Consider the following 16342-nt stretch of genomic DNA (forward strand, 5'->3'; position numbering starts at 1 on the left):
TGGAGTGTAACATATGACTACATTTAAGGATGTTGTGCAATTTGAGATCTCTGGCGTCCAATATGCTCTTGATATTCAGATAGCCCGCGAAATAGTGGAGATGATTCCCATAACTCCTGTTCCACGGGCACCTGCGCACATTGCAGGAATTATTAATCTCAGAGGTGAAATTACAAACATCTTAAATCTCAATCACCTCATGGGTCTTCCAACAGATTCAGGTGCTGAAAACAGGAAGATAATTGTTCTAGTTCCCGATGCAGCAAATGGTTCGAATGTTGGTCTCATTGTTGACGATGTCCAAAGTGTTCTTCAGATATTAGAAGATGATATTGATCAAATGGATAGTTCACTTTCAAAAGAGGCTTATGTCAAAGGAATTATAAAAACAGGGAAGGACAAATCAGGAAATAAAACACTTATTATCTGGATTGACATTCAAAAAATCATATCGGATATCTTAACAGATTTAGATCACTAAATATTTTTAGAAAGATAAGCATTCATTAATAATATCAAAATATCTATTTTTTAGATTTGAGAATTATATATTGCCATTCCTGTTTTAATATCTGATTTAAACCCGACACTTTCATACATCCGGGTTACATATTCCTCTTTTCTTCCTGTAAGAAGCATTAACTTGTAGCAGTTATTATCCCATGCAAAATTAACTGCATATTTTAGGATTTCTCTGGCATATCCGCATTGTCTAAATTCTTTTTTTGTCACGACATTCTCTATTATTCCATACGGTCTTGCATCCCACGTAAGATTTGGAATTATTGACAGAGTACAGGTTGATGCCGGAATTTTACCTTTGAATAAAATAAAGGGATGCACCCGTTCATCGGATATTATTTCATCCCATACTTCTCTTAATTTAAGATTTGAAGCCGAAAGCTCCATATCATGTAAATCCCGATAAAGTACTTTCATATGATTTAGGCAGGTATAATCCGCCTCTATTATTCTGACAGTAGATTTTTCATAATCATTATTTATTCCGGCTGATGATATATTCATTAAAAGTTAATTCTGACTGAACCAATTTTTATATTTTTCTATATAGAATCTGTTTTTTATATAGCAACAATATCGCCTGACATATATTAACCAAATTTCATTACTATTACTATAGAACTGCCATTTGCCACAAAACCCTGGTTTCTTATAATTCCCGCATTCGCTTTTTTATATTTTCTATATCCCGTGAGGTGGCATTTATTGACTTCCACTTCTTCTTCTCCATCCGGCTAAGTCCTATCTCTGATTTTTCCTGCTCGAATCTTAGCTCACTTTTAAGCTGAAGATAAGTTTCAAGCCTCTCTTTTGATATATTCCCATCAGAAACAGCCTTTATTACAGCACATCCGGGTTCATTTTTATGCCTGCAGTCTGAAAACCGGCAGTATTGTGAAAACTCTTTTATATCTGAGAAAGTTTCGCTTAATCCTTCTCCTGAAGTTCCAATACCTACTTCACGAAGACCTGGATTGTCAATCACAACACCTCCGCCGCTTAAGAGAAACATCTGCCGGACGGTTGTTTTATGATGCCCCTTCTCATCATATTCACGAACATCACAGGTTTCCTGGACATAGTCTTTTAAGAGAGTGTTTATAAGGGTTGATTTGCCAACACCGGATGAACCTATAAGAGCGATGGTAATTCCGGGCTTTAGATATGAATCAAGCTGTTTTATTCCGGTTTTGTTGAGTGCACTTATTGTCAATATAGAAACATCTGTACAAACAGAAGAAATTTTTTCCAAAAGCTCATCGGGTGATTTGGAAAGGTCTGATTTGTTTATAATTATCACAGGTTTTGCACCGGATGAATAGACAAGTGATAAATATCGCTCAAGCCTTCTGGGATTTAAGTCCTTTCCGGCAGAAGTTACGATAAATACAATATCTACGTTTGCTGCTATAATCTGATTCTGCCCCTCATTTTTAGAAACACCTCTGGAAAACTCGGTTTTTCTTGGAAGAATATTTACAATTGTGTAATTTTCTGTTTCAGACTGGTATAAAATAACAGCAAAATCACCAACAGCAGGACTTTTGCCTGCCTTTTTCAGGGCTCCTGAAATTCCGGCTCTGACATATCCGCCTTTGATATATACTTCATAATGTGTCCTCTGACGGCATGCTACCCTTCCGGCTATGTAATTATTTTTATATGGCGCAAAAGATGATTCAAAATACTCATCCCATCCTAAATCAGAAAGAATGATTTTTTTAATTTTTCCCCTGTTAAATTCTGCTTTTTTCATTATATGAAAAAAATAGGTCCGGATTGTCAAATATTCTTGTGGTCGGAAATATGATTTGGCTTTTTTTTGATACAATTCTAAACTTCCGGGCACTATTATCAAAATATGTTGCAAAAAAAATGATTTTAAAATTAAGTTTCAATCAGCACATTCAGGTAAGGCCGCACAAAAATTATGATTTTATTTTGATGAAAATGCCGGGCGTGAGAAATCCCTGTTTTGAACAACATCTCCTTTAATTCCATAAAATTTCCTATAGAATTTCTTTTGCTCATCTTCAAGATCAAATGAGAATATTTCCGGATGAATCTTATTCGCAATGTACATAAAACCCAGTATCCAGCGGGGACTTCCAAAATCCCATCCGGCAGGAACATTATAGATCTCCTCAGAGTCCGTAGCATCAACAGAAATTTCATGATTATCACAGTAATTCATGAAATCAGATGCCGGAGAACTTAAAAATCCGGAGATGAAAATCTTTTCAGGATTCATTTTACATAGTTCATCTGCGGTTATATTTACTCCGGGTTTCCCTTTTCGCTGTATTTTTTTATTCACGCACATGCCCCCTGCCGCCTCAACAAGATTTGTTTCAAATCTCTCTGCGTTTAAGGCAAAAAGCGGATATCCCATGGCATAATAAACAGACGGACGGCATTTTGCATCCTTTGCTTTTGAAGCGATAATATCAACACGCTCTTTAATGTATGAAATGAGTTCCTCTCCTTTCTCCTCCTTTCCTGAACGTCTGGAGAGATCTGCGATTAAATCCAGCCATAAATCAATCTTTTGGATACGATCATGCATACCCCTGATAAAATCCTCTTTTATGATACTGCCAAGCACATCCCCAAGTTCAGTATCATCATCTACACCAAGTGTTACCAAAATCGCATGAGCCATTTCAATCGCTCTTGTTGTCCGATAACCGCCAAGCATGCCGTACTCTGTGTATTGCTCCGTACTGATTTCTCCGGATACTGGTGCTTCCCAGCCGCAGGAGCATTTAAAATCAGGTACTTCTGAAACAGTCCTGCATCCCATCGGCCCATAAAATTCCCGGCAAATCACATTTTCCCCACATGAAGGACAGACTGTGTTTAAGTACTCTGTTCCGGGAGAGTTGAAGAGATATACGTAATTGAGAATTTTTCGGATTTGGTCTGTTATATTCTCAGACATGGCAATGGTTGGTTCAAGTTCAGGTGCCGCTTCTCCGAACGGAACAAATCTCATCACCTGCATTGGAATATCCTTAGAAATTTCTGCGACTCTTTCTGCCGCACTGATTATCTCGGTATCAGCGCCGTTTATATACATAGCAGAAACCTCAACATGAACTCCTGAATCATAGAGAATTTTTATGTTTCTAAATACTGGATCTGCTGATTTAACTCCGCATTCTTTGTATCTTTCATCTGATGAACCCTTAAGCCCGACATTGACAAAATCAAGGTATGGAAGAAGCTGATTCAGAGAATCTTCAGTAAAATAGCAGTTTGTCGAACATCCAACATAAAGTCCCTTATCTTTTGCAGTTTTTGCAAGAGTCTTAAAAGAATAAAACGATACAATAGGATCATTCAAACAAAAGACTATCCCTTTGCATTCCTGCTTTATAGCCATCTGAACAATCTTTTCAGGTGAGGCTTTTTGAAGCGCACCTATAACAGAATCTGCATGTGATGTAAGAGTCTCGGATATGCAACCCGGACATGTGAAGTTACAGCCGACTGTGCTAACCTGGAGGAATTTACTTTTCGGAGCAAAATGAATCATTGGCATGGTCTCAATTGTGATTGGAAGAATTGTCAGGTATGATTCCGGAAACCTTTCAATAATATTTCCATTTTCATTTGAATACATCCTGCATCTGCCATAATGTCCATCTGAAATTTCGCATCCTGTCTCACAGACTGTACATTTCATGGCAGTGCTCCCGGCAGATTTTTTGATATAACAATCCAGAACCCCTCATCTCCACGGACAATATTGTAGTCAGGAATTTTAATTTCTTCAAGCATATCCTTAAAAATCTGTACATTCTCATCTGACATGTTTTTTCGTGAAAACTCTTCCCAGTCAGGATTTTTGCGAATCATTTCGGCAGAAACACATTTTGTCAACTCCCTGTTTCCAAACCCTCCGCCGATGTATGTTCTGCCGCCCGGTTTTAATACGCGGTAAATTTCCCTAAATGCAGTATGAATATCATCCCAGAAGAACATTGAACCACGACTGATTATCAGATCTGCATAATTATCAGAAAATGGCATGTCGTGAACATCGCCACAGGCAGTTTTTATACGATCTTCAAGTCCGGCATCTTTTATATTTTTTAATGCTTTTTTTTGCATGTCGGAGGAATAGTCAAAAGAGATAACATCAAGGCTTGTTTTTTTTGCAATCGCAATAGATAAAGATGCAGGACCGCTTCCAATATCAATGCACATTCCTTTTGCAATTCCAAATCTTTTGATTATATTGTCTGCAATTACAGGATATATCGGCGCAAAAATTGTTTTTGCAATTTCATCCATATTTCCGGTTCCCTTTTTACCAGTATTTTTCTTATTTCCAGCCATATTTACACAATTTCCATCCACATTTACATTAATTTCCGAATTATCATCCACATTTACATTAATTTCATTCAGATTTTCAGTATTCTCATCTAAATCATTCACATCAAAATAATTCATATTCTAAACTTTTTTTAAAGGAATTTTTCAGATGGTTTTTCTAGGTTTATTTCAATCAACAGTATTAATTAACAATCTCCATTAAGAAAAATGATTTCATTTACATTTTTTCAAAAGAAGTTGAGTTTGTTTCAGGTCAATTGTAAACGCTCATTAAAAATTGATCCACTTTTCACAAATAAAAGTTGCAAAAGTGTAAGGAATACACATAATCTGCAGATATATGTGCAAAGACTCTCCCATAAAGCATGCCTGACCACCGGCAGGTGATGCAAAGGCAAAGACAATAGACAAGACGATGGGACAAAAGTCACTGCGGGCGTAATACAAACCCGCTTGACCGGAGAAAACAAGGCCGACGTTGTGAAAAAGTTGTAATCCTGCAATCCATATTAAGAAAAGTGATCACATCAAAAACAAAATCTAAATAACCACTTCTTCTAATTATAGTTCAATGGACCCCGTTCCGGTTTTGATCATCACACTGGCATACATAACAATCCTCGCCTTTTCCAGGAAAGTTCCTACATTCCTGTTCCTGTTCACAGGGGCCGTCCTTATGGGTCTTCTTGCGGGATTTGGATTTGAGCAGGTTTTTATGTGGGCGATAGAGGGAATGGGGAGTATCTTTTCTTCATTTGCCGTTATCATACTGTCCGGCATTGTCATCGTGAGGTTACTGTCCGACCAGGGTTTGCTGGATATAATTGTCTCCGGATTGCATTTCGGCATAAAAGATCGCGGTGTGAACGCCGGGATTATCGGCTACATCCTGTCGATTCCGACAACGTGCTGCATCACCACTTACCTGATGATAGCCCCGGCGATGAAAAAGCCGGGTGACAAAACTCCCGGATCAAACAGGCCCCTGTATCTCGTAGCGGTCGGCAGCATCATATCCTATGTCCTGATATTTCCTACACCTGCTACGATTCCTCTCCTGACTGGTCTTGCGCCCGATTATCCGGTTTTGAATTTTGACGCAATAACAATCCCTCTCTCGTTTGCGATTCTCGTGATCATTCTGCTTCTCTCTGGTTTCCTGTACCAAAAGACAAAAAGAGAAACGGTTGAATCCGTGCCACCGAAAGTACTCCCGGAAGAGAAGATTCCTGCCAACATCAAGATTCGTGCATGGGCCCCTTTTATCGTAATGTTTGCAGCGATACCTGTTGGACTGTTTCTTTTGCAGTTGTCCCATCTTATCCTCACGCAATTCATAATGCTTGCAGGAATGATAATCGCCCTTGCACTTGCTCCTCCTGATATCAGAATGAAAGGCTTTTCAAAAGGTGCCAAATTTGCAGGGTTGATCCTGTTTGATTTCTGTTCTGCGGGAGCGGTTGGTAAGGTGATAGTGGGTTCGGGTATAGCAAACGGCATAATGAATTCGATGATCCCTGTACTTCCCGATATTCTGGTTCCGTTCATAATCGCGGCAGTTTTTGCAACCGTACAGGGGTCCAGGGTAGTGACCGCGGTGATTTCGTCTGAAATAATTGCCACCGCCGGGCTTGCAGAAACACTTCACCCGGTTCCGCTGATCCTCATGGTCTCTGCCGGAACCTGCTTTATCTCCTACCTGACCGATCCGTACTTCTGGCTTGTGCAGAGAACAACAGGCGATGACATCACGACGGTGATGAAGCATTATACCCTGCCACTTGCAGTTTCAGCAGTTATCATATTTGTTGTTGCTCTTCTGCTTACGGTATTTTTCTTCCCTTATGTCGAGAACGCGGCTCTTTTGATTGGATGAGAGAAAAGGATAATTTTTCTTTTAGGATCACTTCCGGATGTTCAGTAAATACTACCACATTGAGAATTCCCTTAAAACCAGGAGAACGATCCTTTCGAAAACGCGTTTATGTATCTCTTTTAGGCGGACTACCCCCAGAGTAGCATCCCCGGCGGTCCGGATAACATCGACGGCCGCACAGGATAGCAGCGATAATCGAGGCCCCCGGTACCGGGGAAGCAATCGAAGCAGAGACTCTTTTACGGCTTGCAAACCTCCTCCCAAAAGAGGAGACCAAACCGGTCCCGAAGACAGGGGATAAGAAGATCGATCTCTCCCGGTGGCTATCAGAGCATGGAATAACAGTTCGGAGTGAAAGACCCTGGCAGGGCGGAACCCTCTTCGTCCTCGACGAATGCCCCTTCTCCTCCGCCCACAAAGACGGGGCCTTTGCCATCCAGTTCGCGGGCGGCGCAATCTACGCCGGATACCACCACAATTCCTGCGGCGGAGGAAAACAGAGATGGGCCGAAATACCGACCATACAGCAGAATCGACCTTTGTCATAAAATCGATATCAAGTTTGCTTATAGTCGCAATTACTCCCAGTTTTGCGCCAGGATACTACTCGTAAATCCGGAGCAGCACATAGAGTATGTCATTTAAGCGGTCCTCATACATCAGATAATTTACATCATCGAGACATACGACTGCAACCGTCTTCGACTCGACAAGGTAATTTCCAATCTCATTGTAGATCTTTCGAAATGCAATCCCTGTTGTCGGAGGGTAGTGTCCGAATATCTGGTTAAATATTGTGGCAAAGACCGAGACCCGTGTCCGGTCATTCTTGCAGTTGACATAAACCGGCACAATCCTTTTAGTCGTCTGCTCTATCTCGGAGAAGAGCAGTCGCACGGAGGTAGTCTTCCCCGTTCCCGGAAGCCCCCGGATTACAGAGTTAAACGGCCGGCTGCCTTTCATTGCAGGCCCGAGTGTATAGGCAAGTTCATCAAGCTGTGTATCTCTGAAATTGAACTGTTCAGGCATGTAATCTATATCAAAAATATCAGGGTCCCTGAAGAGAGTCTGGTCCCCCCTTAGCAAATGCCTCTTCATTATTTTGAATTAGAGTCGGAGGTTATAAGGGTGGATTATGTGGGTGGTGAAAGTGAAAACAAGTTGACAAAAACTTTTAGTTTGAAAAAATCAATAATCCACTATAATGATAAATAAAGAGAGAATAAAGAAATTGTTACAAGAATTTCGTTCCTTTATTCCCTTTATATTGATAATAATCATAGCCTTTTTTCCAATATTCCTCTATTTTGGATACTTTTGGGGATTTGTTGCTGCATTAGGGATAACGATCCCCTTTTTTCTCTTTTATATTTTCATAAAAAATAAAGTAATTTAAATTCAAAACAAAAAGATAGCCGTAATATGTATAATTATCCCTTTAATATTCATTTGGATAGTTCCACAGCTATTTACAATAAATTCTATAGAAATTGATGCTCAACAACAAATTGAGAATTATTCTCTCTTAGCAGAAAACACTTTGAAAGGAGACCCTTTATTAGTGAGTTGGAATTTAACAAATGCTTATGGTAAGGATTATTTAAGTACATATCATGCTAAAGATAACCCAAATCCTGCAAGAAAACTTGCGAATTTCTGTATAAATCCCATGTATTACCTTATTTATGATTATTATTTCTATAATTCTGGTTATAGCAAAGTATCTTTGTTAAAACAAACAGGAAGTTGTGGAGAATTTTCACAAGCGATTATATATTTAATAAACTCCACAATGGATCTGCCTACGAGATCTGTCCACTTTTTTGGTTTAGATCATGAATTTCCAGAAATATATGTAAATGACGACTGGTATATTTTTGACTATACATACACAACACAAGGCTATCCGGTGAAGGCAGAAGATTATGCTCAATACATCAATGAAAAAAAATGTAAAGAATCACGATGTATTGCAGATATCAAGCCGAGAATAGGAGGAGATTCTTTACTAGCTGCTCATGGATTCAATACAACAATAATTAATGTTCAATTAAAAAAATGGGATTATCCATCTTTAGATACAGCTAATGTAAAATTATACACTAATGATAACAATTGTTCTTTTCCTTTAGTCAAACAGAAAAATCCTGATAAAAATGGATTCTGTAATTTTTCAGTAAGGACAGGAATTAGTTATCTAATTGTTGCTGAATATAATGAATTCTTTTTCTCTAATTTTATCGGCTTTAAAGAGATTAAAACAATTAATTCAACAGAATTTGTTGAAATTACATTACATCACACAAAATAAATTCACTTTCACCCCCCATATCACACCCGGTTAAATACACCACAACATAATCTTTGATCGTCCCCGGTCGGGAAAAAGATGTAGGACATTTCTCACAACTACGAACTTCTTGTGCCGTCCAAAGGGCCATAAAGCTCAACCGGATTTACTCGTTCCGATAAAATCGACCAGATATTCCGGCTGGGACACCCCCCAATCTAAAGAATCGTTGTTGAATAGTTCATTAGATCTTACCTGTGCTTAAACAGGCACTGCATGAATACCCCCCATTATTCATGTAATTTTTTTAGAGAAAACAATGACAATCATCGAAATACTCGCAACCATCGACCCCGTTCAAGCTGTCGCCGTACTCTTAGGAATCGCGGGGGCCGTTCTTGTTGCAGGAAAAAGGGCCCGCTCAAGGCTCGCCGGCTTCTCATGCTGGATTATCGCAAACCTGATATGGTTCTTCGAAGGTGTTTACTCATCAAACTATTACCTGGCGGCGATGTTCGGGTTCTACTGGTTAACGGCCATTGTCGGCTTTTGGAATTCTTTGAATATTATTGAAATAAGAAAAGATTATAATTTTAAAAGGCCCTTTTCCCGAAGATAATTTCCAGGTCCAGTTACCGAATACATTGTTGTTAAAATCTGTTCGAGCGGAATGAGTATTGAATCATCTGATTCAAAAGCATCAGCTAGCATCTTTAAACCATCCTGAATACGTTCAAAATGAACCGGCTGAAGTTCTACGGTTGCATCCCCCGAACGAATACGCTTGAACCGATCCATTAATCCATTATAACAGGTGTTTAAGACACAATCCGCCAAAAGATAGTCATCTTTAAAATTATACCTTAGAGTGCGGCTGGTAACCCCATAAGCTGCGGAAAAATAATAGATTTTCTTCTCGATGCTTGCCTCTTTTCTCATAGATACTTCCACGCGCCTTAATTCTGCGATCAGTTCCTTTTTAAAGAGATCCTCTCTTGCCATAAATACTCCTTTAACTTATTGTATATACTCTGGATCAGGATATCCTGCTCCATATTCATCTGCTGTTGCGTGTGGAAAGTCCTGAGAATATGGATTGGAGATCCCCATACTGCACATATCTCCTGCTCCCCATGCTGTAGCCGGTTCAGCCACTTCCGGAAGATATGGCCAAACCGATTCGTTTGAAATTTCTGTTTCTTGTAAACAGGCTCCCATTCCATGTTTTTTCAGATGACCACGGATTTCCTGAATCTGTCCATCACCGAGCATCTGATTTATTAATTCATTGTTGATTATCTCAATTGCCCTGACTATTGGGGATGATGTATTAATGGAATATTGAGTTATCTTATCATTGCTAGCATTAAATATGCCACGCTCGACAAACTTCTTTACCACCCTTCCGGCAGTAACCCTGTTTACACCTGCCTCTTCAGATAGTTCAGTGACATTGAATTCGATGTCATTAAGCGGCAACAGAAATTCCAGAAGTCTTAATTCACAGGTATTTCCAAGCACACCTTCAAAGGGACGAGTCATAATAATCACATTTTGGGAAATCAATCATTACATTCAACCACTCTTCAATTGTGATAATGTAATTAATATCACCACCACCATCACCTCTGTAACGGTGTAGTGATAATTTATTTTATCACATATGGTAAAAATAGTTTGCATTGTTCTTAAATGTTAGTCAAATGTATCATATGGAATGTAGCCATGATAGCTTAATGCCAATACAACATCTTTAATATTTGAAATATAGAACTTATCATCCTTTTTTTTAATAACTGTAATATAACCAGAATTCTTAAGGATTTTAATAGAATCTTTAAATGAGAGGTGATCACGACCTGAAAATTTTTTATTGAACAACCCTTTTAATTTTTCAGAATTATATCCCCGGTTAGACCTAACGCTTCTGCTTTTATAGAGTATATTTAAAATGAAAAGGGATTCTTCTGTGAGATCGCAAACCATAGGAGTAAATGAAAATATGATTTTATGATATATAAAATTGACATAAAATTAAATAATCTTAAGAACAGAACCCAATTCATCCATCATTGCAAAAACTTCATTAACACCGCAACAAGACCACCCGCACCGGCCCCGACCCCGGCGGATATCTGCCTCTCCTTGCCCGCCGACTCCGACTTGAAACCCTCAAGGGCCCGGATTCGATTCTCATGATCTCCGATAGACTCCTTCATCTCCTCAAGGGTTCTGCAGATCCACTTCACGTCCCGGTTCGTCTCGACGATCATGTCCCGCGTTGTCTTCTCTTCCTTCATTTTGCGTGCTAACACTCCTGCGGATAATTACGAAAGATTCACGGATAAATCAAACTGTATCCGATACAGTCACGCTAATTTGCCAAAAGGACGAGTAACTAATTGCCTGTTCCAGTACCCGGGGAAAGGCAGGCAGGAGAAAAAACGAATGGTAGATTTCATCGAAACTTCCAACACCAAGTCAGCCACTCGTGAGCTTGCAAACCCCATCGCGGATGTTTCAACCTTTCAGGCGATCATCCAGTCGATAATCGACGACAACCCCTTCGGTTGTACCGCTTACGTCCAGAATGGTGCATCTCACGCCGGGGTTGAAAAGAACCGCGAGAACTATACTGCAAAGGTCATCTATGAGGACCTTGCAGGCGACAGAGTGGGCCAGATCTCGGCAAAGGCCCCGACTGCTTCGGCATTCAACACCGTTGCAGCGAGCATCGTTGCCGACACCGACCTTGCAACCGCAATGGGCGGAGATCCGGTACGCGACACCGAGCATGACTCGTATTCCTGCCAGCTCAAGTGCCATGACGCAAGCAGCGAGATCTACTATGTCACCTTCAGCCGTGACAAGGTAAGAATCAGCTCATACCAGGACGACTCAATCATGAACACTGTTGAGACCTGGGCCGATTCAGTTCCCGCTCTTGCCTGAACAGACTTTCGAATACCGGGGAGAAGGAGTCTTTTTTCGACTCCCTTTCCGGGGGAAATAAGCTTATTTTGCCCTTCTTTTCTACGATTTAGATATACCTAAATTACCCCTATTCACGTACCGGGGGAAAACTCTGCAATATTGGGTCTTTTTTAAAATAAAACGGCAAAATAAGCTTTTCATAGAGCCAAATAAAAAACCGCTATTCCCTTAGACGATGTTTACCCCTACCCGGCCTGAGATCGTCGATTCTGAGGCTTCTGTGGGGATGCGAAATTCGGCAATTTGGGCTTTTTTGGGGTTTATAAGTCTTTTCAAGAAATATCAGGACAATTGTTCACTTTCGGACTGCATAATAAAAATTGTTATCATAATTCAAAATTAAGAATCAATTATGCTCACACATCAGGAAATCAGAGAAGTATTCTATCCGCTGGAATGGATTCTCCGGTTCCTGATAATTACACTCCTCTGTTTCGTTTTATTGCACTTAACAGAGATTCCAGAAAATTACTACTTGCTTATGTTTGCATATAGGGCCCTGGTAATTGGCATCCTGATTATGTTTGTCATTCAGGGGTATTGCATTTGGATTTTTTGGAGAAATGAGAGAAGTTGATATTTCAATTAAAGGAAATATTTTAGATTCAGTTAGACATTTTATTGTTGAGGGAATTATTCATTATTCTCATCTGTCGCTAATATATGCTTTATGAACAAAAAGAACATCTTCATCTTCATTTATTTCTTCCAACAATCTGATCATTTCTTCATTTGAATTATCAGTAGTATATTTTTTTGTACTTGCAGATCTTGTCTTTTTAACCGGTATTCCGGCGTCTTTCATCTCTTCAAAACAATTTTTCTGACTGATAGGACAATTATCAAGGCCCAAGATTATATTATCGCCTCTTTCTTTTTCAAAAGCGATTATTCCTTCGTCATAGCAATCATAATGATAGTTTAGATACAATCCCCAATTTTCTTTGATTAGTGAGGTGTAATAGTTGTACTTATCCTTGGAAGAATCTAGATAATAGAGAAATTCTGAGGAACTGTTAAAAATTCTCCACTCGTCATCATAATTACCGAAATATTTGGTCATAATATCATTAATATCTTCATTAGAAGTCTCCGAATCAAAAATCAGTGTCGGTTTCCATGAAGCATTTTTTAAGAATGATTGACATTCATCAGTGTATAGCGGTGGATCATAATCTTCTGGACAATCACACTCAACCTTTTCATAATATGAACTTTCATTTAAAGGTCTTGTAACATTATTTTCTTCCAGACATCCAGCTGATAATATGAATATCGAAATTATCAATCCTAATACGATGATTTTTTTCATAGCTTTTATCATTCTCTGTAAATTACGAATTACAAATTTTTAATTTTCCTTTATGCAGTTTCAATACCGAAATCTGATACAGTATTGCTGCAACTGACATACCCAACATAGCATTTGTTACTATCGACAAGGAAGACTGCGGAAGAAGGTCGGGCTGCATGTATATTCCTGTTGATATATATACCTCAACGATTGCGATTAACACCCCTGCTCCCAAAACAACTCCAAAAACTGTAAGATTAAGCAGAATATCATCCATCTTCGGCATGAAATAAGGTAAAGGAGCAAGCATTAAAAGTACCATAAAGACAAGCGGGAAGACCCATATCGGGAAATACTGACCGACATCAGGTCCGATTGCCGCAAGATACGAACCGATAAACTCACAAAAGATCCCCATTACTGCCAGAATCGCAACCAAGACAATCCTATTGATCGCGGCCGAAAATTTTACCAACAGGGGTAAGAATATAACAGCATAAACTGCAACTGCAGTTTGATATGTAAGAAAAATCACCGTGATGACCATAATAACAGCAAGGATCACATGAAATAACCTTGATTCAATCTGAGTAAGAATTTCTGATAAAACATAGAAATATCCTAAAATTGCAAATGTGATCGCTATTGATGCAATGAAGGGAGAGGTTGCAGGAAACAGCCAGATTATGCTGATATTACTGCCCGGTGTCATCATAACCGAGACGAGATACGAATAATATAAAATTGTGGTTGCCATTAGTGTAAATAAAAGAAGCAGACATCTCCATAGTTTAGTAATTTTTATATCAGGAAGAAGGAGACAAGCAGGAATCAGACTCCCGATAAGAATAGAGATGTATTCCAAGACTCCTGAAAGGTCATTTCTGAACACGTACCATGTCCCGTAGGGTCCTCCGGGAATGAAAAGATCAGGGAACCATACTTCCATAAAATTTTGAACAAGCCAGGCACAAACCGAAAATAACAAACCGGAGGTTACTAGGATAAAAAACAGGTATTTCCGAGATTTCATTCGTGAAACGAGGATAAATAATCCCACTGCAATCACCGCACCTGCCAAAAAGACATCTGCATCAACTACTAAGGACGGGACAGGGACATTTGTAACTTTTAGTTTTCCATCAAATATCCAGTTTACTAGTGAATACATATAATATTGTCTCCATGAAATTCAATCCATAATAAACATAAACTCTTAAAAAAATAAGGTGATCTCCTGGCCTTAAGGCCTAATATACACGGGGTATATAGAATTCCAGTTTCCAAAGGCGATATACCTTGTATCTGATGTTGACCAGCCGTCATTGATCTCTATGGCATCAAATGAACCATCGGCCCACCCGACAGCCGCAACGGAATGATTGCCATATTCTGTTGAACCACCTATTGCAGTCCCGGCTCCATGCATAGCAAGATGCATTGGACGATCTGCTGTGACCTCAGATTTAACTTCTGAGAAATAGAAACCCCAGCCATCAGGCTCGGCATCTATGTCATATCCATAATCATCACATACACTTTCGATACCAGGTTCGATATTAGAATCATATGTTCCATCAACAGGGTCTGTATCCATTGCAGAGTATAAATCAAGAATTAACGTATCTCCATTTGACGGGAAATTAGAATAACCGTTACTTCGCCAATAGGATAAAATCATACCTGAGGCAGTAGGGGCACATGAATTTGGATAACCTGAAGGTTGATCATAGAGAGGAACCCAGTATATTGTATCAGCTCCGCGAACGGAAGTTGAAACTGTTGCTCCACTGCTTACAAGTCCGATGTTTTCATTTACAATCGTCCATTCATCTTCAACCGAAATTGCATCCGATCCTGATTTTACATTAGTCAACGCTGTAGAAGAATCATCATTTTTTAGATCTACAACAGCTTCATTAAAGAGATCAACAATAACATCCTGTTTTACATTTTGAAGTGAATTCTCAAATGTATATTGACCATAATAAAATGTCGCTCCAAGATAGAGATACTTTACAGAATCCAGTTTACAACCAGCGTCTCCAATGAACTTCTCTGCCGTGAATTGTGCATTTTCTTTTGTTTTTTCTGGGACAATATCTCCTTTCCCAAATTCCAGGATAGGATAATTATCTTTATTTCCAGAAATCAGGATGAATCCCAAGTAGTTTCCATCTTTTACAACAGAGAATGAATAAGCGGCAATGTTCCCATTTAGATCATAAAAAGTCAGATCAGATTCAACATTAGCCCCAGTCCATTCAGAAAATCCACTCATACCTTCTGATACATCATTGAGATGTAATTGCGCTATCTTTTTAGCATAATCCAATGTTATAGTACTGTTTAGTTGTTCATTCACAGAAGTGCTGGCACTAACAACCGGAACAAACATCGCCCCGGCGAGTGCAACTATCAATAGCAGGCTCAACGCCCGCATTCCTTCCTTTGCGTTCATGTTTTCGTCTCCATTTCTTTTCCCATGGTCCCGGAGACAGAAAATCCAGAGGTTTCATATATTTTCGAAGCCCTATTACAATTTGCCCCCAGGCATGCAGGAGTCTGACCGTTCCTGATAGTCAGGTTCAGACCCCCTGCAACATCTCTTCGATGCTACATGGATGACTTTTCGTTCAGTACAATATAAATTCCATAACTCGATCATCGAACTGTTCCAGAATTTTGATCTAAACTCTATAAAATAGGCTATTTTAGCAAATTAAAATTTGAAACGTTTATCCAAAAAATACTGTTAATTTACGAAACTGTCACCGTAAGCCAACCAAATCCAATTATACTCTCAAAGAGTAAAAAATCAAAGCGGAATACTTACTCACTCTGCAACAGGTCAGGAGTTTATATTAAAATTTGATGTATTGATCTCATTCGGATAGGCCATAAAGTCCAATGGTTCTATGCCGGGATCGAGCCATTGGGACAAAAGAGTTCCTTCACTGAATAAACTTCCTCGATAAAGGAGAAGATGGTTATTTCATCATCTTTCTCCTCAATTGTATGT

General features: G+C 39.2%; 16 protein-coding genes. 5 read left to right on the forward strand and 11 right to left on the reverse strand.

Annotated elements, in window-relative coordinates:
- The first annotated feature begins 13 nt into the window (after positions 1-13).
- Positions 14-481, forward strand: coding sequence for a chemotaxis protein CheW (locus L1994_RS08885; protein ID WP_278099090.1), 468 nt, complete (start codon positions 14-16; stop codon positions 479-481).
- Positions 482-531: 50 nt separating this feature from the next.
- Here the strand turns inward: L1994_RS08885 and L1994_RS08890 are convergent, their stop codons facing one another.
- The 4 genes from L1994_RS08890 to L1994_RS08905 all read right to left on the reverse strand — a co-directional run bounded on the left by L1994_RS08890 (position 532) and on the right by L1994_RS08905 (position 4983).
- On the reverse strand, positions 532-1026 hold the full coding sequence (locus L1994_RS08890) for a GNAT family N-acetyltransferase (RefSeq protein WP_278099091.1): 495 nt from the start codon (positions 1024-1026) through the stop codon (positions 532-534).
- 145 nt (positions 1027-1171) lie between these two features.
- Positions 1172-2278: a ribosome small subunit-dependent GTPase A gene (gene rsgA / locus L1994_RS08895; protein WP_278099092.1), complete on the reverse strand. Its 1107-nt coding sequence runs from the start codon at positions 2276-2278 to the stop codon at positions 1172-1174.
- 180 nt (positions 2279-2458) lie between these two features.
- A complete protein-coding gene (locus tag L1994_RS08900; RefSeq protein WP_278099093.1) occupies positions 2459-4210 on the reverse strand; it encodes a radical SAM protein in 1752 nt (583 codons plus the stop codon).
- Entirely contained in the window at positions 4207-4983 is a 777-nt protein-coding gene (locus L1994_RS08905; protein ID WP_278099094.1) for a class I SAM-dependent methyltransferase, read from the reverse strand. The genes L1994_RS08900 and L1994_RS08905 overlap by 4 nt, the downstream gene beginning before the upstream one ends.
- Positions 4984-5437: 454 nt before the next feature.
- On the opposite strand from L1994_RS08905, the gene L1994_RS08910 reads away from it, so the two are divergent.
- The gene (locus L1994_RS08910; protein WP_278099095.1) at positions 5438-6742 is read left to right on the forward strand and encodes a GntP family permease; all 1305 of its coding nucleotides are present in this window, start codon (positions 5438-5440) and stop codon (positions 6740-6742) included.
- A gap of 603 nt (positions 6743-7345) precedes the next feature.
- On the opposite strand, the gene L1994_RS08920 is transcribed toward L1994_RS08910, so the two are convergent.
- Entirely contained in the window at positions 7346-7828 is a 483-nt protein-coding gene (locus tag L1994_RS08920; RefSeq protein WP_278099096.1) for an AAA family ATPase, read from the reverse strand.
- A gap of 454 nt (positions 7829-8282) precedes the next feature.
- On the opposite strand from L1994_RS08920, the gene L1994_RS08925 reads away from it, so the two are divergent.
- Together L1994_RS08925 and L1994_RS08930 are read left to right on the forward strand one after the other, a co-directional pair.
- Positions 8283-9053 carry a transglutaminase-like domain-containing protein gene (locus tag L1994_RS08925; protein ID WP_278099097.1) on the forward strand — a complete coding sequence of 257 codons (771 nt, stop codon included), beginning with the start codon at positions 8283-8285 and terminating at the stop codon, positions 9051-9053.
- 298 nt (positions 9054-9351) lie between these two features.
- Positions 9352-9651 (forward strand): hypothetical protein, encoded by a 300-nt coding sequence (locus tag L1994_RS08930; protein ID WP_278099098.1) that lies wholly within the window; start codon positions 9352-9354, stop codon positions 9649-9651.
- On the opposite strand, the gene L1994_RS08935 is transcribed toward L1994_RS08930, so the two are convergent.
- The 3 genes from L1994_RS08935 to L1994_RS08945 all read right to left on the reverse strand — a co-directional run bounded on the left by L1994_RS08935 (position 9618) and on the right by L1994_RS08945 (position 11332).
- Positions 9618-10034 (reverse strand): hypothetical protein, encoded by a 417-nt coding sequence (locus tag L1994_RS08935; RefSeq protein WP_278099099.1) that lies wholly within the window; start codon positions 10032-10034, stop codon positions 9618-9620. The genes L1994_RS08930 and L1994_RS08935 overlap by 34 nt on opposite strands.
- Positions 10035-10049: 15 nt before the next feature.
- Positions 10050-10574: an ArsR family transcriptional regulator gene (locus L1994_RS08940; protein WP_278099100.1), complete on the reverse strand. Its 525-nt coding sequence runs from the start codon at positions 10572-10574 to the stop codon at positions 10050-10052.
- Positions 10575-11101: 527 nt separating this feature from the next.
- Positions 11102-11332 carry a hypothetical protein gene (locus L1994_RS08945; RefSeq protein WP_278099101.1) on the reverse strand — a complete coding sequence of 77 codons (231 nt, stop codon included), beginning with the start codon at positions 11330-11332 and terminating at the stop codon, positions 11102-11104.
- 148 nt (positions 11333-11480) lie between these two features.
- On the opposite strand from L1994_RS08945, the gene L1994_RS08950 reads away from it, so the two are divergent.
- Positions 11481-11984 (forward strand): hypothetical protein, encoded by a 504-nt coding sequence (locus tag L1994_RS08950; RefSeq protein WP_278099102.1) that lies wholly within the window; start codon positions 11481-11483, stop codon positions 11982-11984.
- A 688-nt stretch (positions 11985-12672) separates the two neighbouring features.
- On the opposite strand, the gene L1994_RS08955 is transcribed toward L1994_RS08950, so the two are convergent.
- The 3 genes from L1994_RS08955 to L1994_RS08965 form a co-directional block, all read right to left on the reverse strand.
- Positions 12673-13350, reverse strand: a complete 678-nt coding sequence (locus L1994_RS08955; protein WP_278099103.1) for a hypothetical protein — start codon at positions 13348-13350, stop codon at positions 12673-12675.
- 10 nt (positions 13351-13360) lie between these two features.
- Positions 13361-14491 (reverse strand): hypothetical protein, encoded by a 1131-nt coding sequence (locus L1994_RS08960; RefSeq protein WP_278099104.1) that lies wholly within the window; start codon positions 14489-14491, stop codon positions 13361-13363.
- A 72-nt stretch (positions 14492-14563) separates the two neighbouring features.
- Positions 14564-15763, reverse strand: a complete 1200-nt coding sequence (locus tag L1994_RS08965) for a C39 family peptidase (RefSeq protein WP_278099105.1) — start codon at positions 15761-15763, stop codon at positions 14564-14566.
- Between the last annotated feature and the right edge of the window lie 579 nt (positions 15764-16342).

Origin of the sequence: Methanomicrobium antiquum (assembly GCF_029633915.1) — an archaeon.
In the GTDB taxonomy this organism is placed as follows: domain Archaea; phylum Halobacteriota; class Methanomicrobia; order Methanomicrobiales; family Methanomicrobiaceae; genus Methanomicrobium; species Methanomicrobium antiquum.

Excerpts from the sequence above, each read along its gene's own strand:
- L1994_RS08945 (WP_278099101.1), bottom strand. The coding sequence starts at position 11,332 with ATGAAGGAAGAGAAGACAACGCGGGACATGATCGTCGAGACGAACCGG.
- L1994_RS08955 (WP_278099103.1), bottom strand. The coding sequence starts at position 13,350 with ATGATAAAAGCTATGAAAAAAATCATCGTATTAGGATTGATAATTTCG.
- L1994_RS08950 (WP_278099102.1), top strand. The coding sequence starts at position 11,481 with ATGGTAGATTTCATCGAAACTTCCAACACCAAGTCAGCCACTCGTGAG.
- L1994_RS08930 (WP_278099098.1), top strand. The coding sequence starts at position 9,352 with ATGACAATCATCGAAATACTCGCAACCATCGACCCCGTTCAAGCTGTC.
- L1994_RS08905 (WP_278099094.1), bottom strand. The coding sequence starts at position 4,983 with ATGAATTATTTTGATGTGAATGATTTAGATGAGAATACTGAAAATCTG.
- L1994_RS08965 (WP_278099105.1), bottom strand. The coding sequence starts at position 15,763 with ATGCGGGCGTTGAGCCTGCTATTGATAGTTGCACTCGCCGGGGCGATG.
- L1994_RS08885 (WP_278099090.1), top strand. The coding sequence starts at position 14 with ATGACTACATTTAAGGATGTTGTGCAATTTGAGATCTCTGGCGTCCAA.
- L1994_RS08935 (WP_278099099.1), bottom strand. The coding sequence starts at position 10,034 with ATGGCAAGAGAGGATCTCTTTAAAAAGGAACTGATCGCAGAATTAAGG.
- L1994_RS08940 (WP_278099100.1), bottom strand. The coding sequence starts at position 10,574 with ATGACTCGTCCCTTTGAAGGTGTGCTTGGAAATACCTGTGAATTAAGA.
- rsgA (WP_278099092.1), bottom strand. The coding sequence starts at position 2,278 with ATGAAAAAAGCAGAATTTAACAGGGGAAAAATTAAAAAAATCATTCTT.
- L1994_RS08910 (WP_278099095.1), top strand. The coding sequence starts at position 5,438 with ATGGACCCCGTTCCGGTTTTGATCATCACACTGGCATACATAACAATC.
- L1994_RS08890 (WP_278099091.1), bottom strand. The coding sequence starts at position 1,026 with ATGAATATATCATCAGCCGGAATAAATAATGATTATGAAAAATCTACT.
- L1994_RS08900 (WP_278099093.1), bottom strand. The coding sequence starts at position 4,210 with ATGAAATGTACAGTCTGTGAGACAGGATGCGAAATTTCAGATGGACAT.
- L1994_RS08960 (WP_278099104.1), bottom strand. The coding sequence starts at position 14,491 with ATGTATTCACTAGTAAACTGGATATTTGATGGAAAACTAAAAGTTACA.